General features: G+C 51.3%; 15 protein-coding genes and 1 pseudogene. 4 read left to right on the top strand and 12 right to left on the bottom strand.

Annotated features, from left to right (window positions below):
- The first annotated feature begins 473 nt into the window (after positions 1-473).
- The 3 genes and pseudogenes from R5H23_RS02550 to R5H23_RS02540 all read left to right on the top strand — a co-directional run.
- A complete protein-coding gene (locus tag R5H23_RS02550; RefSeq protein WP_317214220.1) occupies positions 474-1,607 on the top strand; it encodes an acyl-CoA dehydrogenase in 1,134 nt (377 codons plus the stop codon).
- Positions 1,604-2,335 (top strand): PIG-L family deacetylase, encoded by a 732-nt coding sequence (locus R5H23_RS02545; RefSeq protein ID WP_317214219.1) that lies wholly within the window; start codon positions 1,604-1,606, stop codon positions 2,333-2,335. Before R5H23_RS02550 ends, R5H23_RS02545 begins: the two co-directional genes overlap by 4 nt.
- Positions 2,332-2,763: pseudogene (locus R5H23_RS02540) on the top strand (SAM-dependent methyltransferase); the annotation flags it as partial. The gene R5H23_RS02545 and the pseudogene R5H23_RS02540, both read left to right, overlap by 4 nt.
- A gap of 70 nt (positions 2,764-2,833) precedes the next feature.
- Here the strand turns inward: R5H23_RS02540 and R5H23_RS02535 are convergent.
- From R5H23_RS02535 to R5H23_RS02480, 12 genes are all read right to left on the bottom strand, one after another.
- The gene (locus R5H23_RS02535; protein ID WP_317214218.1) at positions 2,834-3,976 is read right to left on the bottom strand and encodes a glycosyltransferase family 2 protein; all 1,143 of its coding nucleotides are present in this window, start codon (positions 3,974-3,976) and stop codon (positions 2,834-2,836) included.
- Between the two features lie 36 nt (positions 3,977-4,012).
- Entirely contained in the window at positions 4,013-4,237 is a 225-nt protein-coding gene (locus tag R5H23_RS02530; protein ID WP_232309192.1) for a hypothetical protein, read from the bottom strand.
- A 270-nt stretch (positions 4,238-4,507) separates the two neighbouring features.
- Entirely contained in the window at positions 4,508-5,869 is a 1,362-nt protein-coding gene (locus tag R5H23_RS02525) for a carbohydrate porin (protein WP_317214217.1), read from the bottom strand.
- A gap of 85 nt (positions 5,870-5,954) precedes the next feature.
- Positions 5,955-6,881, bottom strand: a complete 927-nt coding sequence (locus R5H23_RS02520; RefSeq protein ID WP_317214216.1) for a 2-hydroxyacid dehydrogenase — start codon at positions 6,879-6,881, stop codon at positions 5,955-5,957.
- A 26-nt stretch (positions 6,882-6,907) separates the two neighbouring features.
- Complete coding sequence (locus tag R5H23_RS02515) at positions 6,908-7,612, bottom strand: fumarylacetoacetate hydrolase family protein (RefSeq protein WP_317214215.1); 705 nt, start codon at positions 7,610-7,612, stop codon at positions 6,908-6,910.
- A gap of 183 nt (positions 7,613-7,795) precedes the next feature.
- Positions 7,796-9,211 carry an MFS transporter gene (locus tag R5H23_RS02510; RefSeq protein WP_317214214.1) on the bottom strand — a complete coding sequence of 472 codons (1,416 nt, stop codon included), beginning with the start codon at positions 9,209-9,211 and terminating at the stop codon, positions 7,796-7,798.
- Positions 9,208-10,212, bottom strand: a complete 1,005-nt coding sequence (locus R5H23_RS02505; RefSeq protein ID WP_317214213.1) for a Gfo/Idh/MocA family oxidoreductase — start codon at positions 10,210-10,212, stop codon at positions 9,208-9,210. Before R5H23_RS02505 ends, R5H23_RS02510 begins: the two co-directional genes overlap by 4 nt.
- A 217-nt stretch (positions 10,213-10,429) precedes the next feature.
- On the bottom strand, positions 10,430-11,455 hold the full coding sequence (locus R5H23_RS02500; protein WP_317214212.1) for a LacI family DNA-binding transcriptional regulator: 1,026 nt from the start codon (positions 11,453-11,455) through the stop codon (positions 10,430-10,432).
- A 117-nt stretch (positions 11,456-11,572) separates the two neighbouring features.
- Positions 11,573-11,740: a DUF2256 domain-containing protein gene (locus R5H23_RS02495; RefSeq protein WP_211496092.1), complete on the bottom strand. Its 168-nt coding sequence runs from the start codon at positions 11,738-11,740 to the stop codon at positions 11,573-11,575.
- Between the two features lie 1,494 nt (positions 11,741-13,234).
- Positions 13,235-13,729, bottom strand: coding sequence for a phosphate-starvation-inducible PsiE family protein (locus tag R5H23_RS02490; protein WP_317214592.1), 495 nt, complete (start codon positions 13,727-13,729; stop codon positions 13,235-13,237).
- Positions 13,730-14,662: 933 nt separating this feature from the next.
- Positions 14,663-15,094: a GFA family protein gene (locus R5H23_RS02485; protein WP_317214211.1), complete on the bottom strand. Its 432-nt coding sequence runs from the start codon at positions 15,092-15,094 to the stop codon at positions 14,663-14,665.
- Positions 15,095-15,161: 67 nt separating this feature from the next.
- Positions 15,162-16,355: an MFS transporter gene (locus tag R5H23_RS02480; RefSeq protein ID WP_317214210.1), complete on the bottom strand. Its 1,194-nt coding sequence runs from the start codon at positions 16,353-16,355 to the stop codon at positions 15,162-15,164.
- Between the two features lie 99 nt (positions 16,356-16,454).
- Between R5H23_RS02480 and R5H23_RS02475 the strand changes: the two genes are divergently transcribed.
- The gene (locus R5H23_RS02475; RefSeq protein ID WP_317214209.1) at positions 16,455-17,378 is read left to right on the top strand and encodes a LysR substrate-binding domain-containing protein; all 924 of its coding nucleotides are present in this window, start codon (positions 16,455-16,457) and stop codon (positions 17,376-17,378) included.
- Positions 17,379-17,458 lie beyond the last annotated feature (80 nt).

Genomic DNA, 17,458 nt, shown 5'->3' with positions numbered 1-17,458 from the left:
ATCCGCCATCGCTACGCTATAGAGAGATTTTCTAAATCAAAAATTTAGATACATTTCAGCTTTTATTTGTATTTTTCACTAATAATGAAAAATTATTTCTCATGAATAGCGAAAATCACAAATGTATCGTTAGTGCCATAACGCGCCACAAGATCGTTAGTTACCATCATAAAAAAAATTAACGATCATATTTTCTTGATCTAAACAACAACCAACTTCCAATTTCTTCGAGAAGATTGAAATAGAAAGGATTAATGTTCGTATATGACGTTCAAAAGATCTTCAAAAACGAGACATCAAAAATATTAACATCTTGTTCGCTAGCCTTATAGCCCTCCTGCCTTGAAAGGATATTTACGTTTTCCGATAATATTTCCATCTACTCAAAAGCCTGACTAGAGACCGTATTTGAAAGGGGATCTACCAGTCGACATTCGACGTTCCTGTACAAAGGTGTGAAGGAATGCTCAGACATGTCGGTTACAGATCAGAGCACTTGCGTTGAGGGGCTTGCTCTTTTTAGGGCCAGGGTGGAGCGCTTATTTGAGGAATGGAAAGCCAAACCAATTTCTGTTCCAGAAAATCAGTTCCCTGTTGAGCTTCTAAATGCACTACGCACAATGGGTGCGTTTGACGCTCTTTTTTCCGTGGAAGACAATGGGCTCGGGCTTTGCCAAACATCTGAAGGAGGCCAGGTTCTTCTGACTTTACTGAGGAGAATAGGCTATCTGAGTCTTTCTCTAGGGCGATGTCTTGAAGGGCACGTGAATGTAGTCCGTCTCGTAGAATTGTACGGCACGAGATTTCAACGTCATGCCCTAAAGCTCCAACTGGAAAACGGGAGTTTGGCTGGCATCTGGGTTACGGATGGAAGCTCTGCTGTTGACATACAGAGGGAAGGGCCGAGCTACAGGCTCTCAGGGATTAAAGGTTTTGCCAGTGGCATCAGGCAGGTTAGCGTTGCATTGATAACCGCCGTACCTGAGCATGGCGAAGCACTCATGGTTCTAGCTTCCACAACAGACCTTGAACGCCAGAGATCCGGTCCGGGGGCACTGACTGGCATGCAGGCCAGCGGAACGGGAGCCTACGATTTTACGGGCCTTCAGATCTCATCGGATGACATTATTGGCTCATCAGGTGACTATCTGCGGCAACCTGAATTTTCTGCGGGAGCCTGGCGAGGGTCGGCAGTTGCCTTAGGCGGGATGGATCATTTGATTGATCTACTCAGGCAGGAGTTACTGGAACGCGAGCGTGCTGGTAGTCCACATCAACTCGCCCGGATAGGAGAAGCACTTATTCTTCAACAGACAGCAGCGATGTGGGTCAAAGAGGCTGCTCAAGCTGCATATTCTGCGCACATGAAATCTGAAGACGTGACGTCAATCGTTAATCTGGCTCGGTTGGCTGTTGAACGGGCTGCTCTTGACCTGATCACGCTCGTTCAAAGAAGTCTTGGCCTGTCGGCCTTCATAAAGGGAAAAGCGGTAGAGCAGGTCATGAGGGACCTTGCGACTTATCTCAGGCAACCTGCGCCTGACGAAGCTCTGACGGAGGCTGCCGCATGGTTCGTCCGTCATGACTGGCCGGAGGCAGGTCTATGAATATTCGTGAAACTCTGGAAAAATTTGCTAGTTTTCCAGTTACCTCATTCGATGCCGTTGCTCCCGGCACATCACTGGTGCTGGCGCCCCATCCTGATGACGAGAGTCTTGGATGTGGGGGATTTATAGCCTCGGCAGTGGCACATGGGCGACCGCCCATTGTTGTGATCGTTTCGGACGGCTCCGCATCTCATCCGGGCTCTCGTTTATGGCCACCCCATCGGCTGGCGCGACAGAGACAGGAGGAATGCATCCATGCTACAAAAATTCTGGGTCTGTCTTCTGATAGACTGATATTTATGGGCCTTAAGGATACGAGAGTTCCGGTGAAAGCAAGCCATTTTGACTCTACTGTCCGCGATTTGCTTGATCTTCTCTCTCTTCATGACTGCGAAAATCTACTGGCCCCTTGGCGGTACGACCCTCACTGCGACCATGAAGCTGTCTGGCTGATTGGCGAAACGCTAAAAGCTCTGAAGCCAAAGCTTAGAGTTCTGGCGTACCCGGTCTGGGGTTTAACACTTCCTCCTGAAACGAAGATTCCAGAAAATGTCCTTACAGGTTGGCGCCTGAATATCCAGTCTTTTTTGGAACAGAAACGACAGGCGATCCACGCGCATCGAAGTCAGAGAGGCTTGGTCGTAAAAGACGATCCAAACGGTTTTATTTTACCGGAGCACTTATTGGAAAAAATGCTGCAACCCTATGAAATCTTTATCGCGTCATGAGTAAAGAGACATGGACAGCAGACGTTTTTGAAAACCTGTTTCAGCAGGATCCTGACCCATGGAATTTTGAAAGCAGCCCGTATGAACAAAAGAAGCTTCAAAGGGTTCTACAATGTCTGCCATGTTCGCCGATCGCATTCGCTGTAGAGCTCGGATGTGCCATAGGGGTAGGCACATTGGCTCTCACGCAGCGGTGTCAACGTATCCTGGCAGTAGATGCTTCGGAAACTGCGCTTACCAAGGCAAGACAGCGCTGCCAGGAATATGCACAAGTCAGCTTTATCAAAGCCTTTCTACCCACTGCTTATCCAGTTGTTGCTGCAGCAGGCTGTGATCTCATTCTTATTTCGGAAATTCTTTATTTTTTGAGTCAGACAGACATTCAGAAACTGGCTTTTCAAACGACCACAAGTCTGAAAACAACTGGGCATATCCTAATCGTTAACTGGACTGGAGAGACAGATACGCCCTGTACAGGAGACGAGGCAGCAAATTGTTTTATCCAGGAATGTCTTGCGCACGGCTGGGTGCCTGATCTGGATGAGCGAGGTGAGGGCTATCGAATTGATCGATTGAGGCACATAAGCAATCACGATGAGAACGATGTGTCATCTTTCTAAGGTGATCTAGCACCCGTTGGGCTCGTTTATGATGCTTTTCCAAGTCATCACGGCGCACGCGCGTTTGAGGTAATTCCATGCAGGCGTCTTCAAAAGGAAAGAATGGATTTGCGTGCTGACGCAGACGTCGCATACGAAGTAGCCTTCGGGAAACAGGCTCGAAAATATCATCGATATATTCGTCCTGTACCTGTAATCTGCGTGCCAGCGTTTCGGCCATCCCTCCTTGTGCCCGACCGACCAAACGAGCGGACACATAGACTTTAACGTCTGGCGCATGACGAACTCGAATTCCGTTCTTTCGAAGCACTTGATAGAACGCACGGTCTTCCGACGTTGGTATGGCAGGCATTCCACCAACCTTACTCCAGGCCTGATAAGTCACCGCGATACTGGCGCCGGAATGCTCGGTATGCCGAGGCCAGGGATCATGGGGTTCCGGATAGAGCAGCAATGCGATTTGATCGAGAAGAGCCCCGTAAGCCTGTTCTGCTCTTTCATCGTCATGCAAATTGAATGGGATTTTCCTGGCTTCCTCGGGGAGGAGAAGAGCCCTACCAAACACGGCTTCAACAGGATAATGCGTAAAAGCGTTTAGAGTACGACTTAACCAATCCTCAGCGGCTTCACTGTCAGCATCAGTAGTCACTAACAGGGCATCAGAAGATGCATACTGAGCCGCATGGGCCATTGCATCCCTTCTTGCCAAGCCTGCACTTGCCAATCCCGGGTCGTAGATAACTCTGACGATCTCCAGTTCGAATGGTAATGTGTTCGTTAGCGATGCTACTCGCTCATGTGTTTGATCAGTAGTATTATTGATCCAGAGTACAACTTTGTCAGGCTGTGTCTCTTGTCTCGCGAGAGCTAAAAGACACGGGACAATGTGTTCTTCTTCATTGCGCACTGGAATAGCAACCAGTATCTGCTTTTTTATAACATCATGTTTATTTTCATTGAGCTCGGTCTTCTCTCCGGTATTGTTGTGTCCACTCAAAGAAAATGACTTGATCTGTCCCATAGGTTTACTCGTCGTCCCGGCCTGAAAATCCGGAGCTTAATTTGTTGGATTTTCAGGTGCATCAGGAAGGACTGGAGGCTGATCAGGCTTAGGATCTGGAGAGCCTTTTTCAGGCGCATACCTTTTACCAGGATTTTCCTCTTCCGGGGGCTCATCCGTGATCGGGCTTTTGTCAGGATACGGGTCAAAAGGCTCACGTTCATCAGGCGAGCCAGGAGCTTTCGTCGGATTTTTTGGGAGCGTACTGCTACGGAAAGACATGATAGCCTCCATTGGTAAGAACATTAAATGGATAGCTAGGCAGGAAGTTCACATCACTTAAAAAAGACTGAGAAAATTTAAAAATATCGTGCAATAAATAATTTATTATAATTGATTTTTAGTTCGAGTAAACAATACAATATATACCATGATATTATGCCTATTTACAAGCAGAAATTCATGTTTCGCCATAAAAAATAGGATGTTTGGTAAATATACAGGTACTAGAAAGTGGCCATCGACAGTATATAATAATTTATAATATTCAGACTAAAGAACAGCATGTAACTTTAGTCCTACAGCATCGACAGTCGGTTTGTTCTTCTGAAGATTTGTCCGCCAGATACGCTGATAATCAGGTTGGATGGAGAGACCACGAAACGCATGGATATTGTAAGTGACCTCCAGGGTGGTGATATGGCTTTGAGGGTAGGTCGTGTTTCCGGGGAGAGACAGTCCCTGACGATAGCGTATCCACTGCGAAGCAACCAGTTCCGGGCTTGCCATCGTTTCAGACCACTCAACGCCGAATGTATCCTGAGGGCGAGTGGAAATTGGTCCCCGATCTACGAGCCCTGCATAGATCTGGTAGGTGTAAGGACTGTTTTTCCCATCGCTTTTGGCGAACCCGGCGAGTGCGTAGAGACCGTGTAACGGGCCGCTTCCATTACGGATCAGCATCTGGTCTGCCTGAAGCCATATCTGCGTTTTTCCATTCGTCCAGCGATAAGGGAGGCCGGTGGCAGCAGCAACATTGCCATTATTGTCGTAATAGACATCCCGGTATTGAGAAGAATCATAAGCGAAGCCAAATTTATAATGGCCGACAAGATTGTTTTTTCCAAAATGAGGGATGAGGCCGATTTCAACAGGAGTATAGACGCCTGTATAAAGGTCTGTACCCATTTCAAAGCCAGTCCGATCATACTTGTTTGTATTCAGGTATGGATTGACGCCATAAAGACCCGCTTGAATATAGAGACCATGGAGCGGCCAGTAACGAATTCTGGCTCCCCATGTTGACCCTGGATATGTCGCATATCCCGCTGCACCGCGGGTCAGAGATTTTGGTATCCCACAGTTCGATTTGTTCATAAACGTGCAGAACAATGGGGAATTGGCAAAATCAATATTTACGGGCATTTTTCCAACGGCAATCTGAATGCGTTTTTTATACAGATCCTGAGTTCCATAGACATAAACCAGGTGAACGCCGACATTGCCGCCACCGCCGAAAATTTCCTGAAACCCATTCAAAGAGTGATCGCCCAGATCTGCTGCGAGGTTATGGCCTGCGCGGTTAACGAAAACTGCATGGGTGATAAATCCCTTCCAGCCAATAATTTTTTCCCAGTCCAGATCAAGTTCCACACCGATCTGATGGGCATAACCAGCGTCCCCGCCATGCCCTGCATTTAAGGCGATGGCGCTTTCGCTGGTATAGTCCACGACAATACCGATCCCTTTCTTGTTCAGCTTTTTGATCAGCCTATCCCAGGGAAGGAGCATGTTCTCTACCGGTGGCGTGAAAGGGGTGTTGTCGTAGCCGGTCGGCGTATCCAGGGCGAAAAGAGGAGCTGTTGCGGAGACTGGCCCCCGGTATTGTGCCTCTGCTTTGAAGGAAAAAAACACGGCGCATGAGAAAACGCATGCCAGAAAAATTTTTGTAGTGGGGGATAGAGAGCGCGGCATCGAAGTGCTCCAGACTGAAGCAGTTTCAAATCACGGGGGTCAGGAGCGGGGCACCGCAGAAATGTGCCGCAAGGTTGGCCGTGACCAACTGGCCCATCTGTCGGCGTGTTTCTACGGTTGCGCTGGCACGATGTGGCTGAAGAACGACATTGTTCATGCCGTAAAGGGCAGTGGGGATACTGGGTTCGTTCTCAAAAACATCAAGCGCGGCTTTGCCGAGTTTGCCATCTTGCAACAGGCTCACCATGGTCTGTTCATCCACCACGCTTCCACGAGAAATATTGACCAGCAACCCGTCCGGCCCCAGTGCTTCCATGACGTCCCGGTTTACAAGATGCCGGGACTGAGGCCCTCCCGATGCCGCGACGACAAGGATATCGCTCTGTTTCGCCAGTGCGGTCAGGCTGGGAATGAACGGGATGTCAGGAAGTTCAAGATTGGTACGGCTGAAATAGGAAACGGGCATGTCAAAGCCATGCGCCCGTCGGCTGATGGCCTGTCCGACTTTTCCCATCCCAAAAATTCCGAGTTTCTTGCCGGTGACCTTGTGGGCCAAGGGGAGGAAGCCCGTGCCCCACTGGCCGTTGCGGACAAAACTGTCTCCTGGAAGCAGGTCGCGCGTTGCCGCAAGGATGAAAGCCATGGCGAGATCTGCCACGTCATCTGTCAGGACGTTCTGCGTTGTCGTAACGCTGATACCACGGCGGCTGGCCTGAACGAGATCGACGGCATCAGTCCCAATTCCATTGATGGAAATGATCTCCAGGTTAGGAAGGGCCGTCATGATGTGGGAGGGGACACCGGTTCCGCCGCCAGTGACGATGCCCCGAATGCGCGGTGCGATGTCCGTCAATATCAGCATTTCATTATAACGGTGAACAACATACGCGGCGTCCAATGCCTGCTCGACTTCAGGCATCATGGGCTCGATAAGAAGAATTTCCGGTTTCATGATCAGAGAACCTTACACAGCCTGTTTTATGGAAGAACGACGGAGACGGGGGCCAGAGATCCGATTTCGACTTTTGCGGTCGTGCCTGCGGGTACGAATTTCGTGCCTGTCATGGATCCGGTGGTGACGACGGTTCCTGCTTCCAGGGGAAGGCCGCGCTTCGCAGCATGATTGGCCAGCCAGACAAGAAGACGGATTGGATCTCCAGCGGAGTTCCCTCCGGCATGTTCAATGGCAATCTGGTCATCAAGGACAAGCTTGACCTGTTCGGTTACAGGTGTGAGCTGCTGCCACGTTGAAATTCCGGGTCCGTAAATCAGGGCGCCGTGGTTGCCCTGATCGGCCAGATGCACCAGTCCGTCCTGGGAGCCTGCCTTGCAGAAGCGGGTGTCAAATATTTCGATAGCGGCATGAGCGCTCCCGATGGCGTCGCAAACTTCGGCCTGTGTCCAAGGGGTTTCCCGATAGGGGAGGTCTTTCCGGAAAATATAAACAATCTCCGCCTCAACACCGTAAAGGCGGCAAAGACCTTCCGGGAGCTTGGTATCTCCGGAAAACAGGGTGGCCTGATGCAAGGGTGCGCAGAATGGCTCGCTTTCTGGCGTCGGAGCTCCGACTTTCCAACCCTTGATGGGGCCGAGGGAGGCCGTCAGAGCTTGTGCGACCTGATCCTGAACAGAATACGCTTCTTTGGCGTCATGTATCTTGACGGTATCGGGAAGGCTATCCAAGCAAGGTTTACTTTTCCTGGCAGCAAGAAAGATCTCTGCACACTGAGTCAGTGCGGGGTTTGGAGAAAGAGATACTGTATCGTTCATGATAAACCTCGAGCATAGAGAGGCCGTTATGCGTCCGGAGCACGGGCGCATTTGGAATGAGCTGAAAGAAAGTGACGTGTGTGTTAGGAGAGGCCCTTAGAAGACATCATCCTGTGACATGAGATCACGGCCTCTGGGTTCAGGAATGAAGAACGTGGCTGTAATGGCCAGACAGGCGAGGAAGACCACGTAAGTTGCCAGTGGAATCCAGGCAAACTTACCACTGCTGACACCGCCAATATTGAACCGTGCAAACATGGTGATGAGAAATTGACCCACCATGGGGGAGACGCCTCCGGCAATCACGGAAGAGAATTCACGGGTAAAGGACACTGCTGTGTAGCGATGGCGAACACCGAACATCTCGGGAAGAAAGGCGCCCTGCGTTCCGAACATTCCCCACGTCGCAATGCCAAGAGCGAAGGACAGCGCGATCATGGAGAGAACTGGATTTCCTTGGCTAAAGACGTACCAGACGGGAATGGCGCTTACGGCCTGAAGGATGGCAAATCCACGGTAAACCTTTACCCGGCCATATTTGTCACTGAGCCATCCCGCGCCAGGAATGGTGATTGCACCCACCAGTGCTGCTCCGATTAGGGCCAGCGTGCCCCATTTGCTGCTCATGCCAACCGTATGAACCAAGTAGCTGATAGACAGCACCTGATAGATGGAAGAGCCGCCGTTTTCTGCCATCCGAAGCCCCAGACCCGCAGTGATCGGACGCCATGAGCCGGTCAGTGTCTGGCGCAGGGGCATGACTTCTTCATGCTCTTCTTCCTCACGCAGCTTGGCAAAAGCGGGTGATTCCTTGAGGCGCAGCCGCATGTACAGTGCAATGACAAGGAGGACGGCACTCCCGAGGAAGGGCACGCGCCAGAGCCAGGTGTCAGCAATGTTCGCAACGCCTGTCATCATCCCGAAATAAATCAGACCCGCAGCTACTGTTCCCATCTGGATGCCCAGAAACGGGAGTGCAGCGAAGTATCCCCGGCGTTCACGCGGGGCGGACTCCGTCATCATGACCGCCGCACCGGCCTGTTCTGCGCCCGCACCGAAGCCTTGCAGCATGCGCATGAAGACAAGCAGGAGAGGGGCGGCAATACCGATGGTGGAGTAGGACGGAATAAGGCCTATGGCGGAGCTGGCCAGACCCATAAGGGTGACCGTCATCAGCAGGACCTTTTTGCGGCCATGCCGGTCACCGAGGCGGCCGAAGAAAATTCCGCCGATAGGTCGCACTGCAAAGCCTATAAAATAGGTCGCAAAGCTCGCAATCAGGCCCATGCCCGGGATGGTGCTGGGGAAGAAAAGCGGACCAAACACGAGAGCTGACGCGAGGCTGTAGAGTGCGAAGTCGTAGTACTCCATCGCGCTTCCAACCGAACACGTCCAGGCCGCGCGGCGAAGTTCTTCTGTGGTCATTTCGGGGCGCTCAGAGAGCACGTCGTTCGAAACCGTGGCGTGTTCCTGATCGCGGGAGGGATAGCTTGTCATTGTTGTTGCAATCATGACTGCGACACCTTGACCTGATGACCAGACTGGACTGATTCTTTCAGGGCCAGAGCGATCTTGAGTGAAGCCACACCGTCTTCGCCGGTTGCTGCCGGAGAACCATGCCCGGCAATGCTGTCACAGAAGCGTCGGACACTGTAGCGGTAAAGATTATGATGTTCGATGGCGATGGGATGTTCTCCGTCACCATCTCGCAAGGACAGACTGCCGATCGGCTTCTGGCTCATGCAGTCACGAGCGATCAACGCCGCGTTTTCACCATAGAGTTCGACGCCTCCGGGGGCATAAGGCACAGCATATGACCCGTGGATCTGTACGAGAACATCTCCGGGAAAGCGCATGACAGCCATCAGGCCATCTTCAATTCCCCCGACACTCCGTCGGCCGCTTTGCGTCATGGCAAACACATCGATCGGGTCTGCTCCTAACAGGAAGCGCAGGGTATCGATGTCATGTATTGTACTATCCAGAATGAGGCCACCCGCTGCGTCATTCAGGCGCCAGCCTTCAACCGCTTTTGCCAGAAAATTGGCATGGAAGACGCGGACGGTATTCAGTTCGCCGATAGCGTTGGTCTTCAGGTGATGTCGGAGCGCAATATGCACGGCCGAGCATCTCAGATGATGGTTTGTGCCCAGAATGACACCGGATTCATGGCAGACCCGGACCATTTCCTCTGCGTCTGTCAGGGAGAGAGCCAGTGGCTTCTCGCACAGAACATGTTTGCCGGCTCGGGCTGCGGCCAGCACCTGGTCTTTATGAAGCTCATTGCGGCTGCTGACATACACAACGTTTACGGACGGGTCCTGAAGAATGTCCTCAAGCTCCGACGTACTGTTGGGAATATCGTGAGCCGTGGCAAATTCTTGCCCACGCTTTGCGTCCCGACTGAAAACAGTCCGGAGTGTCGCATCCGGCTGTGAACGGATTGCATCGATCATCCACTCTCGGGCGACATTACTGGCCCCGATCAGAGCCCAACCGATAGGCGTTTTCATTCTTCCTCCTTTGACCCTGCGACCACAGAGGCGAGTTAAAGGCAAAAATTAGATCGATCTAAAAGATCGCAGTTGCATATCTCAACGTTATTTCCGAGAGAAAGTCACGCAAGTTTAGTGATAGAAATATAAAAGATATGTGATTTATTGGCAGTATATCACGAAACACGTGATAATCATGTCAGGAAAGGAAAAGCGCTAGCCTATCCGAGGGGTATTATGAGGTGCGGGTTTCAGAGCTGGCCCGTATAACCAGATTTGCGGGAAGAATGATCCGTTCTGTAGGTCGGTCTGGTGCTTCCAGCCGCTTTTGCAGCAGGGTAGCCGCAGCCTGCCCAATCATGCGCGGGTTCGTCGCAATCGTCGTTAAAGGAGGATAGGCTGCCGCAGCCTGCGGTAAATCATCCATCCCTATAACGGCAAAATTATCACCAAGCGTATAGCCGCGGCGTTGAAGATGGCTCATGAGTGCCAGAGCCATAATATCATTATAACAGATTGCAGAATCCGGCGGATTGGATCCTAGAAGAAGCCGGTCGAGTTCAACTTCATCATAAGTGTTACCCCATTTGCCAGCGACCACCATATCATCAGGCAATTGATGAAGCGCCATAGCTCTACGGAAGCCATCCAGTCGGGCCACGGCAGCGGAATGGACGGACATTCCTCCCACGAACATGATTTTCTGCCGACCGGTTTCGACGAGATGTTTTACGGCTTTTTCGATACCTAAAGCGTAGTCAGCCGCAACATAGTCGCCTGAACCGTAAGGGACATGGCGCAGAACCTGAACATAGGGCAGACTTAGACGTTGGAGATCTTCCAACAACGTGTCGTTACTCCCTATTGCAGGGCAGATAATCACGCCATCAACGTTATGCTCTCTCAGTCGCTGGATCTGACGCGCCTGGCGTTCGGGCGACTCAACACTGTTCGCAATGAAGCAGACAACATCATTGGCATCGTTAACGTCATCGACACCGGCTGTCAGCTCACTGAAGAAGGGGTTAGCAATGTTGGAAAGAACCAGACCAATCGTATGCGTTCGGCTTTGACGCAGATTGGCTGCACCACGATTGTAGATATAACCGAGTTGTTTCATTGCTTCCAGAACGCGTTCACGCGTTGGGGGGGCAATAAGTGGGCTACCTCGCACCACGAGTGATGCCGTCGCCCTGGAAACGCCAGCAGCTCGGGCGACGTCCAGAAGATTGACAGGCTGAGATGCTGGAATTTTTTTCATATCGCGAAATTACAATACACAAAACAGGTCTCAATAAGATCCATATTTTTATGAACCGGGCCCGTTTGATCAGGCTTTGTCCACTTCAGACACCCACCATAAATTGGCGGCTGAAAATCAAGATTTTCTCGATCCCCTACATGCCTCAGAACAGTATCGCACTTGGTCCCAGGTCTTCTCCCACTTTTTGCGCCAACTGAATGGACGATCACAGACTGGACAGACTTTCACGGGAAGGTTTTGCTTGGCAGGCCCGCGTTCGATTTTTCCTTTACCGCGCGACATCACAACCGACACCTGGTCTTCTTCATCCTGAAGATGACTGTTGTAAAAATCGGCATCCCTAAAATGAGGGCTTTTCCCGCAAATCCGTGAGGACCATTCGCAGCCAGGATACCGAACATCGCAAGGAAAAGTGCAAAACCAATCGCGACAGTGTATTTATTCATGATTAGTTTCCATTGCACATTAAGAAAATACCCCGCCCTAGACTCTCTATTTTCTCAAATCCTCAGTCCCATTTCTACAGTTCTCGATGTGCTCGCGCTCACACTTTTCTTCGTCGGGGGTGTCTACGCTGTGTGTCGCATACCAACTTTCTGGAAGCAGCTCCGAGGCATCACTTTGCTCTGGTTTAGAGTGCCCAAGGCTGCCCGAATGGCCTCCGTGATAAAAATGTTCGCCAGAACCATGAGATGGCTCGTGAGCCTCCGAATGACCATTCGAGTGGTGGCCACTGCCATGACCGCCGTGTCCACCATGACCTCCGCGAGCCAAAGCCCCGCCTGCGCAGCATAAAAGGGTGAGTGCAGAAAAAACCATTCGCAGCATCGCCTTACCCAGCCACACCTCGTTCTCCTTCAGACACATCATAGAGCCATGTTACATGGTCCATCGAACCACATATTTATGCCAGCGCCCATACCGTCCCGATTTTTATGGATCAGGACTGCATCCTTATCCTACGAACAGCCTAGAACTCTACCGCACTCCTCTACATAGACTGGTCCATTTTGGCCAAAGAAGAACCGATAGCCCGCAATGACTGGGACATTCGGTTCGCGGACCGCGTGTTGGCCCAGACAGCTGTTTAATAAATCCTCAGATCTTCCCAGTCATCCATGACAAGAGAGATCTTTCGTGCGGCCGGACTATCAGAAATGATGCGTTCCAACGCTGTCCTGCTGACGAGCAACTGCACGAGCTTGGTTAATTGTGGTGTTTGGACCTCAATCATATGCAGCTCGAGACTTTCATATCTTCTCGGACTGCTAAAAAAATCTCCATGCGTGGTTTAATCAGCCTCACTTACTAGGAGTGGCATGGTGTCGCCCATCACTACGTTAGATTTTCAGTTAAACGCCTCCACACCATTTCCAGTAACCTTGGCCTCCACCAATCGCAGCGACGCAAGAGGCATAAGTAGGGTAGGAGAGTGGTGTGAGGGAAGGGAAGAGAAAGGTTGGAGCTAGCTTATCTGGCTTTGAAATTCGCCTAGCCGAATTGCTGGGTTTGGAGAAAAATCAATACTAGTCAGGCCATCCGGATCAATAGATTCCTTATCTACGGTAACCTTGGATGACAAAATTGGGGTGCCGGAAATCTTTACAATCCCGGCTAATGTTCCCCGACGACAAGACTGTGTCCACTCGTCCACCTGTCCATTATACGTTCTGAAACGATATACTTCGATCGTTGTGAACCTCCGATATGAGGTCACGCTTTCCGCTGCAGGTAGTCATAAAAAATCATCCTGAAAGGCAGCACTTTGTACCATTTTTAGTGATCTGCATCGGTGCTAGAAAGTAGGCCTCCCGAACCATCGACTAATGGTGGTGTAACTTTCCCGCGTACCAACCAATAGACGATACCCAAAGCCAGCACCGCACCCGAAAGGGCTGCCATCTCCTGTACGTTGACGCCATTCAGATCCAGCACGATAAATTTTCGAACTGTCGCCATCATTCCAATGAGCAGCACTGATCGCATACGGGCCATGCTGTGCGCCTGACCACCGGGCATCACCAAGATTGAGTGTTTGAACTCCAACGCAATCAGCACTGTGAAAAACATGCCAAAGAGCGCTTGGAGCAAAACTGGGTCTGTTGGGTCCAGCCCCGTACTCAACACCATACGGACCACAGCCACGACAACGTGTAATAGGCCCACGCAGGCCACAACAGTAATGCACAAAGTCAGTATGAGCATGGCCGCTTCTTCGAACAGGTCGAAAGCACGTGCCAGTTTGAGAAAACCAGGAATATTCTTGATCATAACTGGCAACACATCTCCGTGATTGGTAGAGGATCGTACTGTCAGATAATGATTTCGAGAAGGGTGCTGTTCACACTAAAAGATGTTGCCATTGGCCTGCTGTTACATTGAGACTGATAGTCAAATCTCAACGGAACCGAGGAAGATGGTATGATTTGGGATACAATAATTTTAGCAGCGCTGCTATCAGGGATCATCTACTATGGATGCATCCTATACTCAGCGGTTGAATGTGCTCGGCGAAAGAACAGGAATATACCGTTCTGGTTTGTGGCATCATTGATATTCCCTATCTCGCTCCTGGCTGTCGAATTCTTGAAACCACTCCCAAATGAGAACGGAGTCATTGCCAGCTCAGAGCCAAAGATCATCGAATATTTTGGTATGTTTTTCGCTACCATAACGATCTTTGGAGGGGTTCAAGGCATTTCCGGACACTGATGATCCCAATGCTCATATTGCGCGCCCCAATCGTCTATGGACACGCAGATTTCCCATCTTCCAAAAGCAGATCAGAAAGAAGGCTCCGTTGTTGGGTATTACTACTAGTGATCAACAATTAAGATGAAGTCTCCACAGCCCTATATGCCGAGTAATATAAGACCCTTGAAATTGAACGCTGGAGCGGATCCAAGTGCGAACCTGGTGTTCTTCCTTTCGACATTGTCAGCAACATTGAGGAGCCAAAATTACAACCCGTTTTTCCTGATGAAGGAAAGGTTCCACGATGATGAAAGCATGATTTTTCTGAACGCCTTACCGATAGCGTCGGAGATAACTGGGGTGCGATAAAACAGTAGGCATTTCAGGGCAGCGTTTGCACAAAAAATGTTGCTATCAGGAATTTGCGTAATAGATGCCAAGTCAATGGCTATGATTGCATTCAAAAACACGGACAGAAAATTCAGGATCTTCATTCAAACTTGGAAAATTTCAACGCTCTGAGGAGCTTTCAAACCGTAGAGTACCCGCCAGTCGCGGCAATGTTCCAGTATCGTTCGGATGATTGATGCCGTCCGTTACCGGCACTTCCGGGAAATCAAAAGGGCTTACCCCGTCAAGACAGGCCACGTTTACGGCATGTCGATTGGGATCAGAGCGACGCTGATGATGCGTATGCATGCCGCAACGGGAGCAAAAAAAATGCTGTGCTGTCTTTGTATTGAATCGGTAGCTCGTCAGCACATCTTCACCCTGAAGAATTTTTATTCCATCGAGTGCTGCCATTGCGACGACCGAACCGCGCATTCGGCAATAAGAGCAGTTGCAGCGACGAACTGATTTGAAGCCGTCGCTAAGGCTAACTTCAAAGCGTGCCGCACCACAGTGGCAGCTACCTGTCCGACTATTTGTGATTCCTGTCATGATTTCTTCCTCTGGAACATAAATAATACAAGTCCCCGGTATTGGTTGTCGTCTGCTCTGGGCGACCTCACGCTGCTTCCATGGAGGAACCCAGTCGAAGGACCATTGGTACGATGAGCAAGGCGGTCGCGGCCGTTGCAAGCTGGCCTGTGGTTCGGCCAACATGATCAGCGAGAATGCCGTAGGCAATCGGTGCCAGTCCGCCCGCGCCAATCACTCCCGTATAGAACACAGCGAAGGCGCGACTAGTGTCACCGCCGGGTGCGAGTTCAGGCACCGTTCCGTAAAGGACGGAGGACGTACCGTTCAGGACAATCCCAAGCAGGGGAAGAAGCACCAGTGTTCCTGACAGCGGCGTAAACAGCGTGGCGATGATCAGCAGTGATGTTGCCGTTTCCGTTGCGACGACACTTCTGACAATACCAAGATGGTCGCCCAGCCACCCGCATGTTGCTTTTCCCAATGCCCCTCCGGCAAAGAGGAGTGCCAGGGCAATTCCGGCCGTCGCCGATGAACCGCCACGACTATGAATGAGAAAGGGCAGGAATAGCAGATATCCCATCCGTGTCGCTGTATCGAAAGCCCCTATTGCCAGCAGCCACGTAAAACCAGCGTGACCGCCGGGAGGCACTGGATCCAGGGATATTGCCGCACCAGGCGTAATCTTCCGGGGTGTAAGCTCAATCAGCACAAGGGACAGGGCCAGCCCCAGCAAGGCAAGCATACCTGTTATTGGGCGCCAAAAGAAAATGGGTAGCAGAAGCGCAATGAGAGCTGGCAGGATCGCTTTGCCCAGATCGCCAAAGAAATTATAGAGACTGAGTGGGCGTCGTGCCGCATCGCCATAGCATTCGGTGATCAGTTGTGATGCACGCGGGTGCTGGATACTCGACCCGATCCCAGCGAGGACAAGGCCACAGCACAATCCGACAAACCCCATCGGAACGGCCATAACCGCCAGCCCAGTTGCTGCGATTATTGTGGACAGGACTAACGTGTTACGCGGCGAAATGCCACTCAGCAGGCGATCAGCAGGGACCTGGAGACCGCCCATTGTGCCGAAATAAAGGGCACGTACGATCGCAAGTCCGGCATAGGACAGACCGAACTGCGATTGCCAGATCGGAAGGAAGGCATAAAGCCCGTCTGTATAGCCATCGTGCAATGCGTGGGCGAGGCACGCTGCCATTAGTCCTCGCCGCTGTTCCTGAGGGCAGGGGATCTGGCGTGCTGCGAAGTCCGTTGGGGCGGTTATTGGCATGTCACACACAAGTCCTTTCACTGGCCATCTTAAACATGTGACTTTTTATAAAATAGATGGAATATTCTCACCGTATCTGTCAGATTTTATCACGGTTTTATGCGCCATCTGCCCCCTCTCAATGCCCTGCGTGTTTTCGAAGTTGCGGCCCGGACAGGCAGCTATACCGAGGCTGCGTCGGAACTGGGTCTTACTCATGGTGCGGTCAGCCGTCAGATGGCATTGCTGGAGAGTTGGCTGGGGCAGCGGCTTTTCAGTCGATCTGGGCGACGTATGGTTGCAACACCTATTGCCCGCAGTTTCGCAAGTGAGGTCAGCGGCGCCTTCGAACGGATGACAGCCGCTGCCGAAGCGTGCGGGCTCCCAGATGCGCGCCGAATTCTGCGCGTCAATGCGCCGGTTAGCTTTGCCATGCGTTGGCTGATCCCAAGACTGGACCTTTTTCATGCTGCCTATCCGTCGGTGGAAGTTGTGGTGACGACCGTCTCAACGGTGCACGAAGACCTCCGTGGCGGCTTTGATGTCGCAATCCGGCGGGGCGTGGCGGGTGCTGGCTCATGGCGACATCATCGTGCCACTCATGTGCTGGACGATGTCGATACGCTCATTATGAGCCCGTCACTCTTTACTCAGCGGCCAATCCGTGATCCTGCCGATCTTGAGGGGCACAGGCTTTTGGCTACCGAGACGCGGCCGGGAGACTGGATTGACTGGCTTGAGGCTGCAAAACTGCCGCATCTTATCGGTCGTCCCCGGACGCTGTTCGATCATTTCTTCATCACCCGGCAAGCTGTGATGGATGGGATTGGTGTCGGGATCGGTCCGTTGCCAATGCTGGATATTGATATCGCGATGGGGCATCTTGTGACACCGTTCCCACATATTCGGGTACAGCGGACCGGGTATGTCGCGTTGCTTCCAAAAAGCACCGAAGATACCGCGCCCTCAACACGTTTCGTTGAATGGCTCGCAAGAGAAGGGGCGGCCGGACAATACCAGTTGTCTGAAGGACAAGCATCGTAAGCACCTGTTTTTTCTCTATCATATTTGCAGTTCAGGGTATTTTCTTCCCAGGCTCAATCTATCCTTGAGCAAGCTGACAG

Source organism: Gluconobacter sp. GP1 (genome assembly GCF_032913585.1).
Classification (GTDB): Bacteria; Pseudomonadota; Alphaproteobacteria; order Acetobacterales; family Acetobacteraceae; genus Gluconobacter; species Gluconobacter cerinus.
This window is presented reverse-complemented; position numbering and strand designations above follow the sequence as displayed.

Bases quoted from the DNA above. Each gene is read 5' to 3' on its own strand.
- R5H23_RS02550 (WP_317214220.1), top strand. From the start codon at position 474: ATGTCGGTTACAGATCAGAGCACTTGCGTTGAGGGGCTTGCTCTTTTT.
- R5H23_RS02545 (WP_317214219.1), top strand. From the start codon at position 1,604: ATGAATATTCGTGAAACTCTGGAAAAATTTGCTAGTTTTCCAGTTACC.
- R5H23_RS02535 (WP_317214218.1), bottom strand. From the start codon at position 3,976: ATGGGACAGATCAAGTCATTTTCTTTGAGTGGACACAACAATACCGGA.
- R5H23_RS02530 (WP_232309192.1), bottom strand. From the start codon at position 4,237: ATGTCTTTCCGTAGCAGTACGCTCCCAAAAAATCCGACGAAAGCTCCT.
- R5H23_RS02520 (WP_317214216.1), bottom strand. From the start codon at position 6,881: ATGAAACCGGAAATTCTTCTTATCGAGCCCATGATGCCTGAAGTCGAG.
- R5H23_RS02510 (WP_317214214.1), bottom strand. From the start codon at position 9,211: ATGATTGCAACAACAATGACAAGCTATCCCTCCCGCGATCAGGAACAC.
- R5H23_RS02505 (WP_317214213.1), bottom strand. From the start codon at position 10,212: ATGAAAACGCCTATCGGTTGGGCTCTGATCGGGGCCAGTAATGTCGCC.
- R5H23_RS02500 (WP_317214212.1), bottom strand. From the start codon at position 11,455: ATGAAAAAAATTCCAGCATCTCAGCCTGTCAATCTTCTGGACGTCGCC.
- R5H23_RS02495 (WP_211496092.1), bottom strand. From the start codon at position 11,740: ATGTCGCGCGGTAAAGGAAAAATCGAACGCGGGCCTGCCAAGCAAAAC.
- R5H23_RS02490 (WP_317214592.1), bottom strand. From the start codon at position 13,729: ATGATCAAGAATATTCCTGGTTTTCTCAAACTGGCACGTGCTTTCGAC.
- R5H23_RS02485 (WP_317214211.1), bottom strand. From the start codon at position 15,094: ATGACAGGAATCACAAATAGTCGGACAGGTAGCTGCCACTGTGGTGCG.
- R5H23_RS02480 (WP_317214210.1), bottom strand. From the start codon at position 16,355: ATGCCAATAACCGCCCCAACGGACTTCGCAGCACGCCAGATCCCCTGC.
- R5H23_RS02475 (WP_317214209.1), top strand. From the start codon at position 16,455: ATGCGCCATCTGCCCCCTCTCAATGCCCTGCGTGTTTTCGAAGTTGCG.